General features: G+C 48.3%; 18 protein-coding genes, 2 tRNA genes and 2 other RNA genes. 8 read left to right on the top strand and 14 right to left on the bottom strand.

What is annotated here, in order from left to right; translation table 11 throughout:
• Window positions 1-8 precede the first annotated feature (8 nt).
• From oppB to ychE, 3 genes are all read right to left on the bottom strand, one after another.
• Complete coding sequence (gene oppB, locus FEK50_RS18220) at window positions 9-929, bottom strand: oligopeptide ABC transporter permease OppB (RefSeq protein WP_131161790.1); 921 nt, start codon at window positions 927-929, stop codon at window positions 9-11.
• 85 nt (window positions 930-1014) lie between these two features.
• Window positions 1015-2646, bottom strand: coding sequence for an oligopeptide ABC transporter substrate-binding protein OppA (gene oppA, locus FEK50_RS18215; protein ID WP_131161789.1), 1632 nt, complete (start codon window positions 2644-2646; stop codon window positions 1015-1017).
• Window positions 2647-3374: 728 nt separating this feature from the next.
• Complete coding sequence (gene ychE / locus FEK50_RS18210) at window positions 3375-4022, bottom strand: NAAT family transporter YchE (protein ID WP_000616766.1); 648 nt, start codon at window positions 4020-4022, stop codon at window positions 3375-3377.
• 477 nt (window positions 4023-4499) lie between these two features.
• On the opposite strand from ychE, the gene adhE reads away from it, so the two are divergent.
• Window positions 4500-7172 (top strand): bifunctional acetaldehyde-CoA/alcohol dehydrogenase, encoded by a 2673-nt coding sequence (gene adhE / locus FEK50_RS18205; RefSeq protein WP_130208892.1) that lies wholly within the window; start codon window positions 4500-4502, stop codon window positions 7170-7172.
• A 317-nt stretch (window positions 7173-7489) separates the two neighbouring features.
• On the opposite strand, the gene tdk is transcribed toward adhE, so the two are convergent.
• The gene (tdk, locus tag FEK50_RS18200; RefSeq protein ID WP_130208894.1) at window positions 7490-8107 is read right to left on the bottom strand and encodes a thymidine kinase; all 618 of its coding nucleotides are present in this window, start codon (window positions 8105-8107) and stop codon (window positions 7490-7492) included.
• A 601-nt stretch (window positions 8108-8708) separates the two neighbouring features.
• On the opposite strand from tdk, the gene hns reads away from it, so the two are divergent.
• Window positions 8709-9122, top strand: a complete 414-nt coding sequence (gene hns / locus FEK50_RS18195) for a histone-like nucleoid-structuring protein H-NS (RefSeq protein WP_105289150.1) — start codon at window positions 8709-8711, stop codon at window positions 9120-9122.
• A gap of 143 nt (window positions 9123-9265) precedes the next feature.
• Here hns and galU read toward each other — a convergent pair whose 3' ends face one another.
• The 3 genes from galU to rssA form a co-directional block, all read right to left on the bottom strand.
• A complete protein-coding gene (galU, locus tag FEK50_RS18190) occupies window positions 9266-10174 on the bottom strand; it encodes a UTP--glucose-1-phosphate uridylyltransferase GalU (protein ID WP_130208896.1) in 909 nt (302 codons plus the stop codon).
• Between the two features lie 201 nt (window positions 10175-10375).
• Window positions 10376-11389, bottom strand: coding sequence for a two-component system response regulator RssB (gene rssB / locus FEK50_RS18185; RefSeq protein ID WP_130216020.1), 1014 nt, complete (start codon window positions 11387-11389; stop codon window positions 10376-10378).
• A gap of 86 nt (window positions 11390-11475) precedes the next feature.
• On the bottom strand, window positions 11476-12387 hold the full coding sequence (gene rssA, locus FEK50_RS18180) for a patatin-like phospholipase RssA (RefSeq protein ID WP_131161788.1): 912 nt from the start codon (window positions 12385-12387) through the stop codon (window positions 11476-11478).
• Window positions 12388-12499: 112 nt separating this feature from the next.
• On the opposite strand from rssA, the gene FEK50_RS18175 reads away from it, so the two are divergent.
• The 6 genes from FEK50_RS18175 (at window position 12500) to FEK50_RS18150 (ending at window position 14570) form a co-directional block, all read left to right on the top strand.
• Window positions 12500-12958 (top strand): YchJ family protein, encoded by a 459-nt coding sequence (locus FEK50_RS18175; protein WP_130208902.1) that lies wholly within the window; start codon window positions 12500-12502, stop codon window positions 12956-12958.
• A gap of 49 nt (window positions 12959-13007) precedes the next feature.
• The gene (gene purU, locus FEK50_RS18170) at window positions 13008-13850 is read left to right on the top strand and encodes a formyltetrahydrofolate deformylase (RefSeq protein ID WP_130208904.1); all 843 of its coding nucleotides are present in this window, start codon (window positions 13008-13010) and stop codon (window positions 13848-13850) included.
• Between the two features lie 160 nt (window positions 13851-14010).
• A tRNA-Tyr gene (locus FEK50_RS18165) sits at window positions 14011-14095 on the top strand.
• A 33-nt stretch (window positions 14096-14128) separates the two neighbouring features.
• Window positions 14129-14213: transfer RNA gene (locus FEK50_RS18160), tRNA-Tyr, on the top strand.
• 47 nt (window positions 14214-14260) lie between these two features.
• Window positions 14261-14392, top strand: a non-coding RNA gene (locus tag FEK50_RS18155) — RtT sRNA.
• A 47-nt stretch (window positions 14393-14439) separates the two neighbouring features.
• Window positions 14440-14570, top strand: a non-coding RNA gene (locus tag FEK50_RS18150) — RtT sRNA.
• Window positions 14571-14586: 16 nt separating this feature from the next.
• Here FEK50_RS18150 and FEK50_RS18145 read toward each other — a convergent pair.
• Genes FEK50_RS18145 through FEK50_RS18115 form a run of 7 tightly spaced genes read right to left on the bottom strand, consistent with a single transcriptional unit; the run spans window position 14587 to window position 21483 of the window.
• Window positions 14587-15678, bottom strand: a complete 1092-nt coding sequence (locus tag FEK50_RS18145) for an acyl-CoA desaturase (RefSeq protein ID WP_131162647.1) — start codon at window positions 15676-15678, stop codon at window positions 14587-14589.
• Window positions 15665-16789, bottom strand: coding sequence for a sterol desaturase family protein (locus tag FEK50_RS18140; protein WP_131162648.1), 1125 nt, complete (start codon window positions 16787-16789; stop codon window positions 15665-15667). The genes FEK50_RS18145 and FEK50_RS18140 overlap by 14 nt, the downstream gene beginning before the upstream one ends.
• Entirely contained in the window at window positions 16782-17384 is a 603-nt protein-coding gene (locus FEK50_RS18135; protein ID WP_131162649.1) for a phosphatase PAP2 family protein, read from the bottom strand. Before FEK50_RS18135 ends, FEK50_RS18140 begins: the two co-directional genes overlap by 8 nt.
• Complete coding sequence (locus FEK50_RS18130; RefSeq protein ID WP_131162650.1) at window positions 17381-18667, bottom strand: F390 synthetase-related protein; 1287 nt, start codon at window positions 18665-18667, stop codon at window positions 17381-17383. The genes FEK50_RS18135 and FEK50_RS18130 overlap by 4 nt, the downstream gene beginning before the upstream one ends.
• A complete protein-coding gene (locus FEK50_RS18125) occupies window positions 18664-19470 on the bottom strand; it encodes an MBL fold metallo-hydrolase (protein WP_131162651.1) in 807 nt (268 codons plus the stop codon). The genes FEK50_RS18130 and FEK50_RS18125 overlap by 4 nt, the downstream gene beginning before the upstream one ends.
• Window positions 19448-20479, bottom strand: a complete 1032-nt coding sequence (locus tag FEK50_RS18120; protein ID WP_131162652.1) for an NAD(P)-dependent oxidoreductase — start codon at window positions 20477-20479, stop codon at window positions 19448-19450. Before FEK50_RS18120 ends, FEK50_RS18125 begins: the two co-directional genes overlap by 23 nt.
• Entirely contained in the window at window positions 20476-21483 is a 1008-nt protein-coding gene (locus FEK50_RS18115; RefSeq protein WP_131162653.1) for a 3-oxoacyl-[acyl-carrier-protein] synthase III C-terminal domain-containing protein, read from the bottom strand. Before FEK50_RS18115 ends, FEK50_RS18120 begins: the two co-directional genes overlap by 4 nt.
• Between the last annotated feature and the right edge of the window lie 19 nt (window positions 21484-21502).

Here is a 21502-nt window from a genome sequence, read left to right as displayed (position 1 = left end):
CTCCAGTATCAGTAACGGATTTTCGGGTCGATAACCGCATATAGCACATCGACAATGGCATTGAACAAAATGGTTAAAGCACCAACCAGAATGGTCAGACTTAACACCAATGAATAGTCACGGTTCAAGGCACCATTAACAAACAATTGTCCGATGCCCGGCAAACCGTAAATGGTTTCGATAACCATAGAACCGGTGATAATGCCAACAAATGCGGGTCCCATATAAGAAAGTACCGGTAGCAACGCAGGTTTTAATGCGTGGCGGAAAATAATGCGCCGCATGGGCAGACCTTTCGCGCGTGCGGTACGAATGAAGTTGGAGTGTAAAACTTCAATCATTGATCCACGGGTAATACGCGCAATACTGGCGATATAAGCCAGTGATAAGGCAACCATCGGCAGGATCATAAATTTCAGCGCCCCACCATTCCAGCCACCGCCCGGTAGCCAATGCAAAATGATCGCGAATATCATGACTAATAATGGCGCAACGACAAAGCTTGGTATAACCACTCCCGTCATAGCCAATCCCATGACGGTATAGTCCCATTTGGTGTTTTGTTTTAATGCGGCAATAACGCCAGCACTAACGCCCAGTAACACTGCGAGGAAAAATGCAGCAGCTCCCAGTTTTGCTGAAACGGGAAAACTGGATGCGACCAGGTCATTGACCGAATAATCTTTATATTTAAATGAAGGGCCGAAATCGCCATGAGCAAGTTGTTTCAGATAGCTGAAATACTGCGTCATGATGGGATCGTTAAGATGATATTTCGCTTCAATATTGGCCATTACTTCTGGCGGTAATGTACGTTCGCCGGTAAAGGGACTTCCCGGCGCGAGGCGCATCATAAAGAACGAAATAGTAATAAGAATAAATAGCGTCGGAATCGCTTCCAGACAGCGACGTAGAATAAATTTTAACATTGCCGTACCTTCTGGCCTGTGCCTTCTGTAATGCGATAAAAAGCAGACACCGTGGAGCAGGATACACCTGCCCCACGCATTGCCATTAGTGCTTCACAATGTACATATTTCGGGTGTAGGTATTATCCAACGGATCTTTACCGGTATAACCCCCAACCCACGGTTTTACCAGACGCGCGTTCACGTAGTAATAAACCGGAACAATGGCCGAATCTTTATCCAACTGTTGCTCTGCTTTCGTGTACAGCGCCGTGCGCTGCGCCTCGTCTGTAGCTTTCAGGGTTTCCGCCATAATGCTGTCAAAGGCCGGGCTCTTATAATGCGCGGTGTTCATCGAACTGTTCGACAGCATGGTGTTCAGGAAGGAAGTTGGTTCATTATAGTCTGCACACCAGCCTGCACGGGCCACATCGAAAGTACCCTGGTGGCGGGTATCGAGGAATGTTTTCCATTCCTGGTTAACCAGTTTAACGTCCACGCCGATATTTTTCTTCCACAGTGAAGAGGCGGCAATCGCCAGCTTTTTATGCAGATCGGACGTGTTATATAACAGATTAATCGTTAGCGGTTTGTCTGCGGTATAGCCCGCTTCTGCCAGCAGTTTTTTCGCTTCTTCGTTACGTTTTTCCTGGCTCCAGCCAAACCATTCTGGTTGCGTCAGTTTTGCGCCATCGGTATATGGTGGCGTGTAACCATAGGCCGGCATATCGCCCTGCGCTTTGACTTTATTAACAATGATATCGCGATCCATACCCAGTTTCAGTGCGGTACGCACACGCACATCATTGAATGGCGGTTTCTGGTTGTTAATCTCGTAATAGTAAGTGCACAGGTATGGATCAACGTGAACTTCGTTCGGGATTTCTTTTTTCAGTTTCTGGAACAGTTCGATCGGCATGTTGTTATAAGTCATATCGATTTCGCCGCTACGATAACGGTTAACATCGGTGACTTCAGAAGCGATCGGTAAATAGGTCACCTGGTTAATTACCGTTTTAGCGTTATTCCAGTAGGTCGGGCTGCGCTCAAGAACGATACGTTCGTTAACAACCCAATCTTTTAATGTATAGGCGCCGTTAGTAACGATATTGCCTGGCTGGGTCCATTTTTCGCCAAATTTCTCAACAGCGGCTTTTGGCACCGGGGAAGTAGATGGGTGAACCAGTAACTTATAGAAATACGGAACAGGTTCACTTAAGGTGACTTCTAATGTGTGGTCATCGAGGGCTTTAACACCGAGATCGGTAATTGGTTTCTTCCCTTCCAGTATTTCATCAATACCCGCAATATGCCCGTATTGTAAGTAGCTTGCGTAGGGAGAAGCGGTGTTCGGATCAACAGAACGTTGCCAGCTATACACAAAGTCTTGTGCCGTGACTGGCGTGCCGTCAGACCATTTCGCATCTTTACGCAGGTGGAACGTCCAGACTTTAGCGTCTTTGTTATCCCAGGATTCAGCCACGCCAGGGGCCGGATGACCATCAAGATCGCTAACCAGCAAACCTTCAAACAGGTCACGGCTGATATTAGACTCAGGAACCCCTTCAATTTTGTGCGGATCTAATGACTGAACTTCAGAACCATTGTTGCGAACCAGCGTTTGTTTTTCCGCTAGTGTGACTCCTGCGGGTACATCAGCTGCCAGTGCGATATTCCCTGCCATAAGCGCAGCCAGAACGCCTGCTGCCACTAAACTTCTCTTGGTGATGTTGGTCATTGTGTTTTGGACTCCCTCATTATAATTACTGGTTTTTACCAGCATGTGTAATCCCGGATTAGGATACCTGTACAGCTCGGAGACTTTTTGCTGCCAGGTTGCTTTATCGTTACTAATTGCTATCACCGACTTTATTTATTCTGGTGATTCAGATGACCACCTTATGTCGATTCTTACTGTGTCTCCCCTGTCGAGACACATTATTTTTTGCAGCGTCTTTTAATCGCAAATCATTCTCATTGCCAATAAAAATCGCCAAACGGTTGGCCGAAAAGTATCAAATGCCCTTCTTGCCCGCCAATACATTTTGCAAAATTGTTACGCAATTCTCTTTTACTAACCATACCAGTACGTATACCCCTCGTTATCCAATCAATAAAATAATTTAAAAACAAAGGGATATAACTAAAGAAAGCAATACTGCCTTTTCCGGTTATAGTCCAGATAGAAAATACGCACAATAATTTAACAAACGAATGCTATTTAGCACTTTTCTCTGCCAAAGCCAGTAGAATTACTAATATCATTTCAATTATTCTTCAGCAAGGCCCAGGATTATGATGTGATGAAAATAACATGATGTTGTGGATCGCCAGATAAGGATAGTCTTATAACTATCTGTAAAATGGGGATAAAATTATCTATTTCTTTTGTTAACTACGTTGGCTTGCAGTAAAAATAGTGATGAAAGAAACGGAGCATCATGACTCCGTTTCATATGAAAGGAATTAATTGAGCAGACCCGGGAAAATCCCTTTGATACCGTTGACGATAAATTCAATCCCTAATGCCATTAGCAAGAGCCCCATAATACGGGTAATGACGTTGATGCCAGTCTGACGCAGCACCCTCACCAGCCAGGGTGCCATGCGGAATAAACCCCAGCAACATAAAGCGAACAACGCGATTGCTACAAAAAAACCGAACAGATAACCAATGCTGTGATAACGCGTTCCCCATACGATAGTTGAACTGATTGCCCCTGGTCCTGCCATCAGAGGTAATGCGAGCGGTACAACGCCAATGCTTTCACGAATTGCGGTTTCTGATTTTTCTTGTTTGTTCTGTTTATCCTCGCCAAGCTTACCGCTGATCATCGACATTGCAATTGTCACGACCAGTATGCCGCCCGCGATGCGGAACGAATCAATAGATATTCCAAAAAGTTGCAGAATCGTGTCGCCGAGAAACAGTGCGATCCACAAAATAATGGCTACAGACAAGTTGGCGGTCAGATTTGTTTTGTTTCTCGCTGCCGCAGTCTGATAGCTGGTCATACTGATGAACACGGGGATGATCCCTACCGGGTTAACCAGCGCAAATAACCCGATGAAAAACTTAAAATAAACGGGAAAATCAAAAAGTGTCTGAATCACGGTTAGCTCCGAAGCAAAAGCCGGATAATGTTATCTTTAAACAAGGGTAAAAATACGTGCTGACAATACGCCTTTTGTCAGCATTTTTCACCTCCTAACTATCTAAAATTACTATCATTCATTATTGTTATCTAGTCGTACAAAACATGCTAAGGTAGCCAACAATTAATACTACAATTTATTAACTATTAGCTATTATGGCTAAAAGCGGAGCTGAAAGGTGTCAGCTTCGCGAAATTTTGATCTGGATCACTTAATCGGTACCCAGAAGTGAGTAATCTTGCTTACGCCACCTGGAAGTGACGCATTAGAGATAAATGACTCTAATGTTTAAACTCTTTTAGTAAATCACAGTGAGTGTGAGCACGAGTAAGATTTTGATTTTCAAAGGTTAAGCAAATCATCATCGCACTGACTATACTCTCGTATTCGAGCAGATGATTTACTAAAAAAGTTTAACATTATCAGGAGAGCATTATGGCTGTTACTAATGTCGCTGAACTTAACGCACTCGTAGAGCGTGTAAAAAAAGCCCAGCGTGAATATGCCAGTTTCACTCAAGAGCAAGTTGACAAAATCTTCCGCGCCGCCGCTCTGGCTGCCGCAGATGCTCGAATCCCACTCGCAAAAATGGCCGTTGCCGAATCCGGCATGGGTATCGTGGAAGATAAAGTGATCAAAAACCACTTTGCTTCTGAATATATCTATAACGCCTATAAAGATGAAAAGACCTGCGGTGTTCTGTCTGAAGACGACACTTTCGGTACCATCACTATCGCTGAACCAATCGGTATTATCTGCGGTATCGTTCCAACAACTAACCCGACTTCAACCGCTATCTTCAAATCTCTGATTAGCCTGAAGACCCGTAACGCCATCATTTTCTCACCACACCCGCGTGCTAAAGATGCAACCAACAAAGCTGCTGATATCGTTCTGCAGGCTGCTATTGCTGCTGGTGCACCAAAAGATCTGATTGGCTGGATCGATCAACCGTCTGTTGAACTCTCCAACGCACTGATGCACCACCCTGACATTAACCTGATCCTTGCGACCGGTGGTCCAGGCATGGTTAAAGCAGCATACAGTTCCGGTAAACCGGCGATCGGCGTAGGCGCAGGCAACACCCCAGTTGTTATTGATGAAACTGCTGATATCAAACGTGCAGTTGCATCCGTACTGATGTCCAAAACCTTCGACAACGGCGTAATTTGTGCTTCTGAACAGTCTGTTGTTGTTGTTGATTCTGTTTATGATGCTGTACGTGAGCGTTTTGCCACCCACGGCGGCTATATGCTGCAGGGCAAAGAGCTGAAAGCTGTTCAGGACGTTATCCTGAAAAATGGCGCGCTGAACGCAGCTATCGTTGGTCAGCCAGCTTATAAAATTGCTGAACTGGCAGGCTTCTCTGTACCAGAAAATACTAAGATTCTGATCGGTGAAGTGACTGTTGTTGATGAAAGCGAACCATTCGCTCATGAAAAACTGTCCCCGACTCTGGCAATGTACCGTGCGAAAGATTTTGAAGACGCGGTAGAGAAAGCAGAGAAACTGGTTGCTATGGGCGGTATCGGTCACACATCTTGCCTGTACACCGACCAGGATAACCAGCCGGCACGCGTTTCTTACTTCGGTCAGAAAATGAAAACTGCCCGTATCCTGATCAATACCCCGGCTTCTCAGGGCGGTATCGGTGACCTGTACAACTTCAAACTCGCGCCTTCCCTGACTCTGGGTTGTGGTTCCTGGGGTGGTAACTCCATCTCTGAAAACGTTGGTCCGAAACACCTGATCAACAAGAAAACCGTTGCTAAGCGAGCTGAAAACATGTTGTGGCACAAACTTCCGAAATCTATCTACTTCCGCCGTGGCTCTCTGCCAATCGCGCTGGATGAAGTGATTACTGATGGCCACAAACGTGCGCTCATCGTGACTGACCGCTTCCTGTTCAACAACGGCTATGCTGACCAGATCACTTCTGTACTGAAAGCAGCTGGCGTAGAAACTGAAGTGTTCTTCGAAGTTGAAGCTGACCCGACTCTGAGCATTGTTCGTAAAGGTGCAGAACTGGCGAACTCCTTCAAACCAGACGTGATTATCGCGCTGGGTGGTGGTTCCCCGATGGATGCCGCGAAGATCATGTGGGTTATGTACGAACACCCAGAAACTCATTTCGAAGAACTGGCGCTGCGCTTTATGGACATCCGTAAACGTATCTACAAGTTCCCGAAAATGGGCGTGAAAGCGAAAATGATCGCAGTCACCACAACTTCCGGTACCGGTTCTGAAGTTACACCGTTCGCGGTTGTAACCGATGACGCAACTGGCCAAAAATATCCGCTGGCAGACTATGCTCTGACCCCGGATATGGCGATTGTTGACGCCAACCTGGTTATGGATATGCCGAAGTCCCTGTGTGCTTTCGGTGGTCTGGACGCAGTAACTCACGCCATGGAAGCATATGTTTCTGTACTGGCTTCTGAGTTCTCTGATGGTCAGGCTCTGCAGGCGCTGAAACTGCTGAAAGAATATCTGCCAGCGTCCTACCACGAAGGGTCTAAAAACCCGGTAGCGCGTGAACGTGTTCACAGTGCGGCAACTATCGCAGGTATCGCGTTTGCTAACGCCTTCTTGGGTGTATGTCACTCAATGGCACATAAACTGGGCTCCCAGTTCCACATTCCGCATGGTCTGGCAAACGCCCTGCTGATTTGTAACGTTATCCGCTACAACGCGAATGACAACCCGACCAAGCAGACTGCATTCAGCCAGTACGACCGTCCGCAAGCTCGTCGTCGTTATGCTGAAATTGCAGACCATCTGGGTCTGAGCGCTCCGGGCGACCGTACTGCTGCTAAGATCGAGAAACTGCTGGCATGGCTGGAAACGCTGAAAGCTGAACTGGGTATTCCGAAATCTATCCGTGAAGCTGGCGTTCAGGAAGCAGACTTCCTGGCAAACGTTGATAAACTGTCTGAAGATGCATTCGATGACCAGTGCACCGGCGCTAACCCGCGTTATCCGCTGATCTCCGAGCTGAAACAGATTCTGCTGGACACCTACTACGGTCGTGATTACGTAGAAGGCGCAACCGTTGCTAAAGAAGCAGCTCCGGTTAAAGCAGAGAAAAAAGCGAAAAAATCCGCTTAATCGGTAGCTCTGTATAACATCATAAACGGTCCCATTTGGGGCCGTTTTTTTGTTTCAGGCAAAGAACGGCTATGTAAACTCAATAATCCAGCTGTATTAATTCATCATGTTTGCATTGTCGGAAAACGAGCACAACGCGAGATTGTCGACAAATAACTCTACCTCGTAGGTAATGAGGCATCGACGCACTAAAATCGTTCTGTGGTACGTTGAGTGATGATTAAGAATAGAGAAAGGATGATGACTCGGAAGAAGTTAGTAAAACGGACTGACAGGATAAAAGCGCCCTATTCACCCTGTCAGTAAAGAAAAATTTATTAGTCGTGCCGATGATTGTCCTGAATCGCCGTCAAAGAGCCGATCTCTAACGCTTCTTTATAGTGTTTACGGCAAACCGAGACGTAACGCTCATTACCACCAATAACCACCTGCTCACCTTCGTTATAAGGTCTACCCGCCAGATCAAGACGTAGCACCATGCTTGCTTTGCGGCCACAAAAACAAATAGTTTTTAATTCGACCAGTTTGTCTGACCATGCCAGTAAGTATTGGCTACCAACAAACAATTCACCGCGAAAATCGGTACGCAAACCATAACAAAGTACGGGTATATCGAGTTGATCGACAACCTCCGATAATTCATATACTTGTTGTCTGGTTAAAAACTGGCATTCATCAACAAGTACGCAATGAATTGTCTGCTGTTCGTGTTCCGCACGAATCTCATCAAATAATGATGAATTTTGGTTAAATAATTTTGCAGGTGATGACAAACCTATACGCGAGCTGACTTTCCCTGCCCCGAAACGATCATCAATTTCCGCCGTATATACGACAGTGCGCATACCGCGTTCCTGGTAATTGTATGAAGATTGCAACAATGCCGTAGACTTACCCGCATTCATTGCGGAATAGTAGAAATATAGCTGCGCCATCAGCCACAGGCCCTCAATGATATGAAATAAAGTTGGCAGGAGTTTATCATAATTCGTCAGTTTTACAGCGTAACAGTGCGCACAGAAGTAGTATATTCGTCATCCATTACGAATGACTGGCATAATCCTTCAGAGCTATCTTTGCCACGGCCTTGCTTGTTATAAACGCGTAAATGACTCTTGGTAACTATTCACAATCTTTAACCTGTTGCGCACGTAATAACCCCAGTTGGCCTCCAGGAAAGAGCAATACGAAGTCCTTGCACTTATTGCGACTGTTCTACTTTTCATCATTCGCTTAATAGGGGATTTTCATAAACAGGGCTAATACCCAAGAGTGAAAAGGTTCCAGCGCATGTTAATCTCCACATAAAATGTGACATGAATCAGGAAGTTTTAACCTTAAGTGATGTGAAAGCATCGATGTAAATAGGGCTATATGCCACGTCATTTCTGGCTAATTTTATGAAAAGATATTTATTGTCGGTACGAAATAAAGAACATTTTTGAATTCCTTACATTCCTGGCTATTGCACAACTGAATTTAAGGCTCTATTATTACCTCAACAAACCACCCCAATATAAGTTTGAGATTACTACAATGAGCGAAGCACTTAAAATTCTGAACAACATCCGTACTCTTCGTGCGCAGGCAAGAGAATGTACACTTGAAACGCTGGAAGAAATGCTGGAAAAATTAGAAGTTGTTGTTAACGAACGTCGCGAAGAAGAAAGCGCAGCTGCTGCTGAAGTTGAAGAACGTACTCGTAAACTGCAGCAATATCGTGAAATGCTGATCGCTGACGGTATTGACCCGAACGAACTGCTGAATAGCATTGCTGCTGTTAAATCTGGCACCAAAGCTAAACGCGCACAGCGTCCGGCTAAATATAGCTATGTTGACGAAAACGGCGAAACCAAAACCTGGACTGGCCAGGGCCGTACTCCAGCTGTAATCAAAAAAGCAATGGATGAGCAAGGTAAATCCCTCGACGATTTCCTGATCAAGCAATAATCTTTTCTTGATTCTGTTTGCTTAAAATCCCGCCATTGGCGGGATTTTTTATTGTCCGTTTTAAGACTCTCTGATAAGAATACGCTATAAAAAAACGGCATTGATCACTCAATGCCGTTTCGTAGAAAACATCGTGATAAATGTTACTTCTTAATGCCTATCTCTTCTTCAAGCCAGGCTTTAAATTCAGTACCCAGAGTGTTGTGGCGAATACCGTATTCAACGAAGGCCTGCATGTAACCTAATTTATTACCGCAGTCATGGCTCTTCCCTTTCATATGATAGGCTTCAACCGTTTCTTTTTCGATCAGCATATCAATCGCGTCGGTGAGCTGAATTTCATCACCTGCTCCCGGAGGGGTTTTTGCCAGCAGCGGCCAAATATCAGCACTGAGAACATAACGGCCGACAATAGCAAGATTAGACGGCGCTACATCTGCTTTCGGTTTTTCTACCACACCGACCATCGGTACACTTTCGCCAGGCGCTAAATCCACACCTTTGCAATCCACAACACCATATGCCGTCACATCAGCAACAGGCTCCACCATTATCTGGCTGTGGCCAGTTTCATCAAAGCGACGAATCATCTCTGCAAGGTTATCCTGCGATAAATCGGATTCATATTCATCCAGAATAACGTCAGGCAAAATAACAGCCACAGGTTCATCACCAACTACCGGATGGGCACACAATACTGCGTGTCCCAAACCTTTCGCCAGCCCCTGACGAACTTGCATAATAGTCACGTGTGGTGGACAAATGGACTGCACTTCATCAAGCAACTGGCGTTTTACACGTTTTTCCAGCATTGCTTCCAGTTCAAAACTGGTATCGAAATGGTTTTCAATAGAGTTTTTAGATGAGTGAGTGACCAGCACAATTTCAGTAATGCCAGCCGCAATACATTCATTCACGACGTATTGAATTAATGGCTTATCGACAAGCGGCAGCATCTCTTTCGGGATAGCTTTCGTCGCCGGCAACATCCTGGTTCCTAATCCCGCAACGGGGATAACGGCTTTTTTGACTTTCGTATTAATGGCAGCCATTTAAATTCTCCTGGACTGTTCGTGTATTGAACGTGTTCATATTTCTGTGTCGCATCCCAGTATATCAGTACCCTGGCGAGGCCTGGTTCTGAAAAGGAGGCGAGTTAACATAATTAAGACAATTACTTAAACGAATGGCGACGATAGTACCACCAGCCGACACCAGCGCGTAATGCAATTTTATCCCATATAATCGTTTGCTCATTCCGCAGACAACATCAAGCGCAGTCTTCCACCTGTTCCCCAAATTTGACATTGCCAGGCATCACATCGCTGGCTCAATTGATTCAAATAGGCGTTGCCTAATGTTCCTAACGGAACGCCATTACTGATTTGAATCTGGTGTTCACCAGCATTTAACGTTGCATTCAGGCCAGCGGAAACCAAAATGAGATTTTTTAATTCACGATGATAATAGCCGACTAATAGCGGGAACTGGCCAGGCAGATTGGCCTGCCGCAGTAAATGATTTACCTGCTTCAATAACGCTCCCAACTCTGGCAAACGCTGATTTTGGTGGGCAATCTGTTCCTGTAATAACCCATTAAACAGCGCGCGTAATAACAAGGCGGCAAGGACACCATTATGTCCGGCGCGAGTTACATCGAGACAATAAAAAGCCAGATCGTTTTCCGAAAGAGCTGCAATATCAAGCACCAGCCCCGGTTTATCAACGGCCACCAGTTGGCGATAATTAACCCGGCAATGGGAAATCACCTGCTGAACCGGAGGTTGTAATTCTTGCAATAATTTAGCAGCCGCAGTGGGATTATCCACCATCGCATCCCAGTCGCGAAAAAGCCTTTCTTCTTCCTCTACACGCGAATTAAACATGCTGGGATAGAGACACGCAAAAACCATCTCGCGCAGACGGTTGAGATCTTTAACTGGTTTTAGCAAAACATCTTCCACGCCCAGACGTAACGCTTTCGCAATATCTGCCATGTTTTCCGTAGCGGAAATCACCAGGACTGGTGTTTGGTCACCCCGGTTGCGAATATGTTCCAATAGTTTCAGGCCGTTCATTCTCGGCATTGCAATATCACATATCATTAGATCGGGTGTGAAACCTCCCAGTAGCTCAAGGGCATCCACCCCATCAGCCGCCAGTACCGTTGTCGCTCCCAATGAGGAAAACCACGAATCCAGAAGCGAGCGAAATACCGCCTCATCTTCAACTATGAGAATCTGTTTTCCGACCAATGGCTGCGTCATGTTCTCTCCCCTGACTGGCTTTATTCAATAGTGGCATGCTATTGCCATCAGTGCCTGTCAGAATTAACTTAAGTGTAGATAAAAAATCAGGTCAAAACGTTAGTTCGAACTAGCGGTAAAAGCTCATCCATTTTCTTCTCAACCGCCAATTGTCCTGCCGAAATGGCAGCCTGCGCACGATGAAAATCGAGCGTGGAAATCTGTGGGCAAACGGGCTGAATCAGAATATCAGGCGGGTCCCCTGCCATACGGTTTCTTTTAAGGCGGTTTTCCAATACCTGAATAGAGGTAGTCATAATCTCTGTTGCTGTCGGTGCCATGACGCCTCGACGCGCAGTAATGCTACTTAGCCGCTCTTTCAGCCGCGCATGCCAGGGGAGATCATCTTCACTCTCGCCATTTTCAGCACCGACATTAAATGAAAGAAGATCTTGCTGCATTAGGTGAGCGTCGTGCTGGAGATCAACCGCAATTACGATATCTGCGCCCAACGCACGAGTAAGAGAGATAGGAATGGGATTAACGACTGCGCCATCAACAAGCCAGTAGCCGTTATGCGCGACCGGTGCCATCAAGCCCGGAATACTGCAGGATGCACGAATAGCGAGATGGAGATCACCTTCGGTAAACCATAATTCACGCCCTGTGCTTAGATTGGTGGCGACTGCAGCGAAGCGGCGTGAACAATTCTCGATTTCTGTTTCTGGCATTATTTCACGATATCGATTGAACACACGCTCACCGCGCAGCAGTCCACCGCGCTGCCAGGAGAGGTCCATCAGTCGTAAAACATCCCAATAGCTAAAAGAGGTAACCCACTCTTCCAGCGCAGATAATCGACCACAGGCATAGGCTGCGCCTACCAGCGAACCAATTGAACATCCTGCGACGATATCAATTTCAATGCCCATTTTTTTAAGCGCGTTAATGACGCCAATATGCGACCATCCTCGTGCAGCACCGGATCCCAGCGCCAGCCCTATTTTTACTTTTCTCATTGTTCCTGAAAGCGTCCCCTGGAATGCAGCCGTAGCCACATCGCTACCGCTCGGTTAACATAGTGCTACTCCGGCGGTTAAAACGCCGTTATTGTTTCCAGGGAGATTATTTGTGTCTAAGCTTTGTCCCTGTGGTAGTGCTGTCGAGTATAGCCTATGTTGCCACCCTTATGTGTCTGGTGAAAAGGTTGCACCAGATCCCGAACGTCTCATGCGTTCGCGTTACTGCGCTTTTGTGATGCACGACGCAGATTATTTAATTAAAACCTGGCATCCATCCTGTGGCGCCTCGGTGTTACGCGCTGAATTAATTGCCGGATTTGCACATACCGAATGGTTAGGTTTGACCGTATTTGAACGTTCATATCACGAAGGTGACGACGTAGGTTATGTCAGTTTTGTCGCTCGTTTTACTGAGAAGGGTAAATCCGGGGCGATTATTGAGCGTTCGCGATTTTTGAAAGAAAACGGTCAATGGTACTATATTGATGGTACACGTCCGCAGTTTGGTCGCAACGATCCCTGCCCTTGTGGTTCAGGTAAAAAATTTAAAAAGTGCTGCGGCCAATAAAGGTTGACGGTACGGTTTAGCAAACACTCTCAACAAGGTTTTTCCAGCAATGCATTCACTCCAACGTAAAGTTCTGCGTACTATTTGCCCGGATCAAAAAGGTCTGATCGCGCGTATTACTAATATTTGCTACAAGCACGAGTTAAACATCGTGCAGAACAATGAATTTGTTGACCACCGTACCGGGCGCTTTTTTATGCGCACGGAGCTGGAAGGTATTTTTAATGATTCCACCCTGCTGGCGGATCTCGATAGCGCATTGCCAGAAGGTTCAGTGCGTGAACTGAATCCCGCAGGTCGCCGTCGCATAGTCATTCTGGTGACCAAAGAAGCGCATTGCCTGGGCGATCTGCTGATGAAAGCCAACTACGGTGGACTGGATGTTGAAATCGCTGCGGTTATTGGTAACCACGAGACTTTACGTTCTCTGGTGGAACGTTTTGATATTCCGTTTGAATTGGTGAGCCATGAAGGGTTAAGCCGCAACGAGCACGATCAGAAGATGGCGGATGCCATTGAAGCGCATCAACCTGATTATGTGGTGCTGGCGAAATATATGCGCGTGCTGACGCCGGAGTTTGTCGCGCGCTTCCCGAATAAGATCATCAATATTCACCATTCGTTCTTGCCTGCGTTTATTGGCGCACGCCCCTATCACCAGGCTTATGAACGCGGCGTGAAGATTATTGGCGCAACAGCACACTATGTAAATGACAACCTGGATGAAGGTCCAATCATCATGCAGGATGTCATTCATGTGGATCACACTTACACAGCCGAAGACATGATGCGTGCAGGTCGTGATGTTGAGAAAAACGTATTAAGCCGCGCGCTTTACCAGGTTTTGGCACAGCGTGTATTTGTTTACGGTAACCGGACGATTATTCTTTAATCGCTGGCAAAATAGAACTGGTTGGCTTTAATCCGTTACGGATGAAAATTACGCAACCAGTTCATTTTTCTCAACGTAACCCTTTACAGCGGCGTGTCATTTGATATGATGCGCCCCGCTTCCCAGTGAGGGAGCAGGCCAGTAAAAAGCATTACCCCGTGGTGGGGTTCCCGAGCGGCCAAAGGGAGCAGACTGTAAATCTGCCGTCATCGACTTCGAAGGTTCGAATCCTTCCCCCACCACCATCTCAAGCATTACCTACAATATGAATTACCCCTGGTGGGGTTCCCGAGCGGCCAAAGGGAGCAGACTGTAAATCTGCCGTCATCGACTTCGAAGGTTCGAATCCTTCCCCCACCACCATCACTTCCTGATAAAAACTCATTTCAAACTTATCGATATCGTTTCATATTCTGCCCATGCGGGGAAGGATGAGAAGCTTCGACCAAGGTTCGACTCGAGCGTCAGCGAGAGAGCGTTGCCGCAGGCAACGACCCGAAGGGCGAAGCGCGCAGCGCTGAGTAATCCTTCCCCCACCACCATCACTTCCTGCTAAAAACTCATTTCAAACTTATCGATATCGTTTCATATTCTGCCCATGCGGGGAAGGATGAGAAGCTTCGACCAAGGTTCGACTCGAGCGCCAGCGAGAGAGCGTTGCCGCAGGCAACGACCCGAAGGGCGAAGCGCGCAGCGCTGAGTAATCCTTCCCCACCACCATCTCTTAATTCGTTTCTCAATCTATCTGCGCCTCCCCCATTCGCCGTAAAAACTGCTGCTGTAGCCTCAGCAAATCGGCTAACGTCAATAACTGATAATCCAGACCTTGCTGGCTGGCAATTTGCGCGATAATGCGGCTTAACGCTGGATAATGGCGATGATGCCAGTGAGGAAAAAGATGATGGGTAAGATGCAAATTAATTCCGCCCAGCCAGTAGCCAAGCCATGCAGGTTGCGGCGTCCAGTCAAAGGTAGTGGCGAAGGTATGCGCCAGCCGGCCCACGGCCATTTTGCCCTCTTCTGGCGGTAACTGCGTATGCCCCTTCGCCCAGTGCGTTCCGATAATCAACATCACAAAGATCAATGACGCCAGCAGCTGGCTAAGCAGATAAGTCAGCAGGATGGTCATAAAACCAAATTCAGACAGTAGCCAGGGAAGTATCAGACAGAGCGCACAATGCGCCAGTTTCCCGGCTAAGAAATATCCCCAGCCAGCAAAACCACGCAGGGCCAGATGCCGTGTTACCGGCGTAAACCCGGCGCGATCGAGCCAGTCCACCACCCAGATATACCAGGGAAAGGTGAGCGCGGCGACCAGCGGCCAGTAGCGATGTTGCTGGCGCATAAAAGGTCGCCACCGTTGCCACGGAGTCTGGCGAAGAATGCCATTTTCTGCAGTATCCGGATCGTAAAATTCAATATTGGTAAAGCCGTGATGAAAGCGAACGTGGCGCACCCGCCAACAGTCCGGATCAAGCCCCATTGGAAAAGCAACCCACCGGTTAAGCCACGCATTGGCCTTTTTACCGCGCAAAAACGCATCATGCGACGCGTCATGCACCACATTGACCGCTAACAGCATGGCGCAAAACATCATCGCCAGATACCACAACAGATACATCCCCCACTGGCTTTGAGACAACGCCAGTGCATAACAGCACAGACAGGCAATAATCAGTGCCGCCATTTTGGTGAATGCCCAGCCGTCGGCATAACGATGATCGCCTGCTTTTGCGAGGTACGATTTCGTACCATTCTGCAACTGTTTCACCAGTTGCGGATCATCAGCAGGAAAAGTGATTAACCTGTCGGGATTAAACAGGTTCATAGCGTTTCCTTAGCGACTTACGTCCTACACCGATTAGGAATAACACGCAATGGGCCAGCAAAATGCCCGCTAATCCCTTCCAGAGCAGAGTGCTCCATGAACACATATAAAGAATAAAATAGAGCAGTGACAACGTCACAGAGCACCACAAAATCATTCCCCAACGCTGCCCGTCGCTCATGCCCCCCAGCGCAATGGAGCCTGCCACCAGCAGAACAAATAATACGGCTTGCTCACTGGTAATAAACTCGATGCCATAGCCATATTGTTGAATGTAGCCAAGCACCAACATAAACAGCAGGATCACCCCAGCCCCCACTGCCCACGCGGAACTTTGGTAACGACGTTCAATCGCTTTGCCAAATGAGCGAAAGCCCATTAAGCGTAAAAATGGCAGGTTACTCTCGCGCATCGGGTTACAGGACAAGCGACTATTTTTTACGCCGTAGCCTACGTCATGATCCGGCCCGGCGTTATACGAACCAAAAAGCTTATCCCACAGCAAAAAGGTGCCGCCGTAATTGGTATCGGCATATTGCTTTTCATTCAGGTGGTGAACGCGATGGTGCGAAGGCGTGATCAGCACTTTTTCCAGCCAGCCCAGTTTCGGTGTTAGCGCGTTATGGTTAAAAAACTGCCAACTGTAGTGAATAATAGAAACCGCCAAAAAGACCTGCAACGGCACGCCAAGTATCGCCAGCAGCATAAAAAACGGGATTGAGGTTAACGAGGAGTACCACGAGTTACGCACGCCTAATGACAGGTTGTAGTGTTCCCCCTGATGATGCACCACATGTACCGCCCACAGCGGGCGCATCTCGTGATGCCAGCGATGTAGCCAGTAAAAGCCGAAATCCCACGCCAGAATAGTAAAAAGCCACAGCAGGATCACCGGCGCATTATCAAACAGTCCAAGGCTGAAGTGATTGACCACCAGGCCATAGCAGAGCACTTCCAGGCAGCGAAATAACCACAGCATCATATGACCGGAGTTGATATTAAAAATCACATCCAGCCAGTCCACTTTTTGCCGCCCGGTGATTTGCAATACGCCCGCTTCGGCTAACACCAACAGCACCATCAAAATGATGGGGAATAATAAATCACTCATAATCCGTCTTCCCTTTCTCGTATGTTGCGCATATCCAACCGCAAACCGACGCCAGCAACGCGCCGCCTACTAAATCGATAAATAAATGTCTGCGTAATTGCAGAATCGAAAAGGCGATCGCTATCGCCCAAACCACGCTCATTAGTGTTAGCCAACGGCTCCCCTTTTTGGCAATTGCCCATACCGCCAACAGCGTGAGCGCGGCGTGTAAGGAGGGAAAACAGTTCTGACTTGAGTCAATGGCGATCAGCCCATTTAGAGCCCCCGCAGATATCCCCGACTGAGCAAACGCGGGATATTGCATGGTTGTGGGCCAGAGTAGATAAAACACGCCTGCCACCAGCGCCGAAAGTTGCATTGCGCGGACAAGCCAGCGCAGGTGGCAAAGTGGCGTGGATAAATAACCTAACGGCACAATTAGAAAAAACGAGAGATACAGCCACACGGCGGAGGGTGAAAACGCAATTAAATTATCAATTACTGACGGCGTTAATTGATACCCTTCACCTTGCAGGGAGTCGCTAAAATTGTAGATAACCCCAACGGTTCCCCAGCCCAGCAGCATCTGTTTCAGGCGTAGCAGTAAATTGCTCATTCCCGCCCCCACTCACGCACAATTCGCCGCCGCTTGGCTGTAAAAGAGACTGGCACAGTTTGCGATTCCAATGACCATATTAATTGCTCCACTGCGATATTCTGGCGCATAAACAAGGCATTCAACGCTTCCCGGCAATGCTCCAGCATCCGCTGCTCACAATCGGCTATTAACGTCAATTGTGCTGCCCCGGTTTGTAGCAGGCGATAATCAGCAGTTAACGGCAGCGTCATCGCCAGCACCCGACTACATGCATCGGCAAATACGGTCTGAATATCGCCAGATCTTGTCGGCAGTTGCAGTTGATCGTCCTGCCGCCCTTCGATACGCGCAATCGCCATTGTCGCACTGCCACAAGGGCATGGCTTTTCGCTTGCCACCAGCACATCATCAAGTCGATAACGCACCACCGGCTGCGTGGTGCGGGTAAAGTCTGTGACGATCGGCACGAAACGGTGCTCATCCAGCCATTGCGGTTCAATGTGAACAAATTCTTCGTTGAGATGTAACGTGCCACACCGGCAGGTAGAGGCGAGAAAGCCTTCTGTCGCCTGATAGATTTCGCCCACATTGTTGAACACGCTTCGCAGTAATTCCCGATCCTGCGGCTCCAGAACTTCCGCCACCGAAATCACTTTTTTGATCTTTAGCGTTAGCTCTCCGGCAATCACCGCCAGCGCCAGTGCGCGTAATACCTGAGCTGGCGCGACAATAATAGTGGGCGCTCGCTGTTCCAGTTGTTTGAGTTGCGCCTGAAATGGCGCCAGCAGATCGTAAAAGTCGAGACTTAACCAGCGGTTATTCACGCTTTGATAGAGGTTGTTGTCCGCGCGCAAAAACAGTGCCACCCGCTCTTTGGCAAATAAACCGTCGGGCAGCACTTTTGCCAGCACACCGGCGGCCCAAATCTGTTGCTCGTGCGGGCTAACCACGAAAAGTCCACGACGCCCGGATGTACCTGATGAAAGCCCAACGCTGAACTTGCCCACGCTGGGTTTGAAATCACGACTCTGCTCACTGCGCATTGCACAGGCGAGAAGCTCGTCGCGCTTTAAACCCGCGGTATTCATCTCATCGAAATGCGTCATCATTAATGCTTTGTCCATCAACGGCCACTGGTTAAAGGGCAACGCCAGATAACGCTGAAACCACGGGCTTTGAGATAAAACATTTTGCCGGAACAAATGCAGCCTTTTTGCCTGCCAGTATTCCAGCGCCTGGCGATCGGTGAAATGCAGCCTGCGGGTACGAAAGTAGCGCCAGAGTAAAGCCAACGGGATCATAAATCCCCCTCGTGGCACAACCGAATGTCCACTGCGCCGTTTTGCCAAAGCTGATGTAATTGCCCAAGCGTGCGGTAGTAGGCGTGGCTGTCGGACATAACCAGATGCGCCAGTGGTGAAGGCCCGCGCAATTCGCGGTAGTTTGCAGGAGCCCATGCCGCATCCCCAGCCAGTAAAGTCCAGCCATCGTCTGTTTGCACAAACGCACCGATATGTCCGCCAGCATGTCCGGGAAGCGGCACGAGGATAATTTCGCCATTGCTTTCTGGCAGCAAATAGCCACTCTCAAACGGTGCCAGTTCAGGAGGCATATTCACCGATGAGAAACTTTCAATAAAACGCAGTGAGGATTCAAAATTCTCCGGGATCAACCCTGGTACAAAGGCCTGACGCAGTGCGGCTATGCCACGCAGCGTTCTTACCTGCTGCCAACCTTCACCGGAACAGATACAGGCGACATCAGGGAAATCGCGCAGGCCAGCAATATGATCGGCGTGAAAATGCGACAGAATAATCGCATCAACATCTTTTGCCGCCAGTCCGTGCGCGGAAAGTTGTCGCACCAGCGCCTGTTGTGGATCGAAATAAACCGGCGTGACCTGGCGATAAAGACGAAATACGCCGGATTGCGTGTAGTGTTCGAACCACGATGAATAACCGGTGTCCCACAGCCATCGTTTCTCGCCCGCTTCCAGCAGCCAGGCGCGGGCGGGGAATTTACACACTTTAAGCCCAGCCCCTTTTAGCGCAATACAGCCAATATGGGTACACCAGCCCGTTTCAAATGCGGTTATTTTTGCCATGTTCCCTCAGCCCATGTTCCCGCAACCATTGTCCCGTGATTGCAATACCTTGCTCCATCGAAAAGCGCGGGTGATATCCCAACTCCGTAATGGCCTTTTGCGCACTCAGCGTCATATCAAAACAGAGTGTTCCGGCGCTGTAACGTGTGATAACAGGTTCCTGATTAACGCATTTCCCGTACAGCTCCAGGCCGCGCGCGACCAGAGAAAGCAATGGCCAGGGAACGGTAGCAATTTGGTAGCTCAATCCCAGTTGCTGGCGCAGCAAGGCGTCAAGCATTACAGATAATTTCTGTGGCTGATGATTGCTGATGTTGTAAATACTGCCCGAGCACAAGCCTTCAACTTGCGTTGCCAGCTGCATGGCATACACCACATTTTGCACGAAAGTGAGATCCAATAACGCTTCACCACCGCGCGGCAAACGTAAGCTGCCGCCCCCCTGTTGCAACTGCTGCATCAGACGAGGAACAATCACCTGGTCATGAGGGCCAAACAAACCACGGGGACGCAAAAGGATAAACCTCGTGGCAGGATATTGCGAAACGGCCACGGTAATAACCTGTTCAGCAGCATATTTACTGCTGGCGTAATGACTGGAAAATGTTCGCGCAAGATAATTTTCTGGCAGGTCATAGTGATGTTGAAAATCAAAGTAAACTGCAGGCGTGGAGATATGGATAAACCGGGGAATGTTCAGCCTGCCAGCCGCCTGTGCCAGGGTGTGGGTCGCTTTGACATTGGCAAGCCAGAACGCCGTTTTGTCGCCCCAGGGCGAAGACTTTGCCGCACAGTGCCAGACGGCATCGCAACCCTCCATCAAGCGGGCGCAGTCATCCTCAGTTGCCTCGGTTAAATCGAGAGCCACAAATTGTGCACCTGCGCTTGCGAGAACTTTGCCAATCTCACGATTTCGCCCTGTTGCCACAACCGAAACACCCGATTGCAACAAATATTGCACGGCATTTCGCCCGAGGCCGCTGGTCGCCCCTGTTACGAGGATCTTCACGGTAAAAGCACCATGCCAGCCAGCGTTAACCCCGCCGCCGTGCCAATCAACAGCGCAGGTTTATCCGCAGTAAAACGACCGCTAATTACCGCTTCATGCAGCGCTGTGGGTATAGACGCAGCAACCTGATTGCCGTAGAAGCGGTAGACATCAATAAGCGCAGATTCCGGCACTCGCAGCCGTTTACGCATATGTTCAAGGGAAAGATGACTAGCCTGATGCGGAACGACCGTAACAATATCAGCCAGTTGCAGGCCGCTTTTTTGCAGTAAGCGCGAAAAATAATCTTCAATAAGTGAAGAGGCAAAACGAAACAGCGGTTTCCCCTGCATATGAAAAAGAAAGTCGCTGTCACTCACACCAGAACGAGGATTACGCCGCGTGCCGCCCGCACGAATTTCACACAGTTCGCTGCCTTCGGGATACATTTCGATCAGGCTGGCGATAATCCCGCTGCGACCATCACCTCGCTCAACAATCGCGCACGCCGCGCCATCACCAAAAATGAGTGACGATTCTTCATGATTCCAGTCGATGCCGCGTGAAGCAATATCTGCCGAGACGATAGCAATGCGCCGATATGCTCCACAATTTAATAATCCGGCAGCGACTTCCAGAGCGGAAATAAAACTGACACAGCTACTGTTGATATCAAATCCGGCAACGCCTGCGGGCATAGCAGCGGCTTTAAGAATATGAATTGCGCTACAGGGTAATGCCTGTACGGCAATGGCTGACGCACAAATTAACAGATCAATATCAGAAGGTTTTAAGGCAGCCGATGCTAACGCATTATGCAAGGCTTCTGCCGCCAGTTCGGCCTGGCTGGCGTCGTTGCTGGCAAAATAGCGCCAGCAAATGCCGGAACGTCGCTCAACGTAGCCCGCAGGTTTATTTAACTGAACATCCAGTTGTTGAGAGGTAATTTTATCAGGTGGTAAGGCGATCCCCGTGGCGATTATTTTTAATGCCGCAGAGATCGTCGATTGATTAGGTTGATCCACGGTCAGTGCTCCTTCACTG

This window comes from Escherichia sp. E2586 (assembly GCF_005781105.1).
Classification (GTDB): domain Bacteria; phylum Pseudomonadota; class Gammaproteobacteria; order Enterobacterales; family Enterobacteriaceae; genus Escherichia.
The sequence above is the reverse complement of the archived record's forward strand: the minus strand, read 5'-3'. Positions and strand labels throughout refer to the sequence as shown.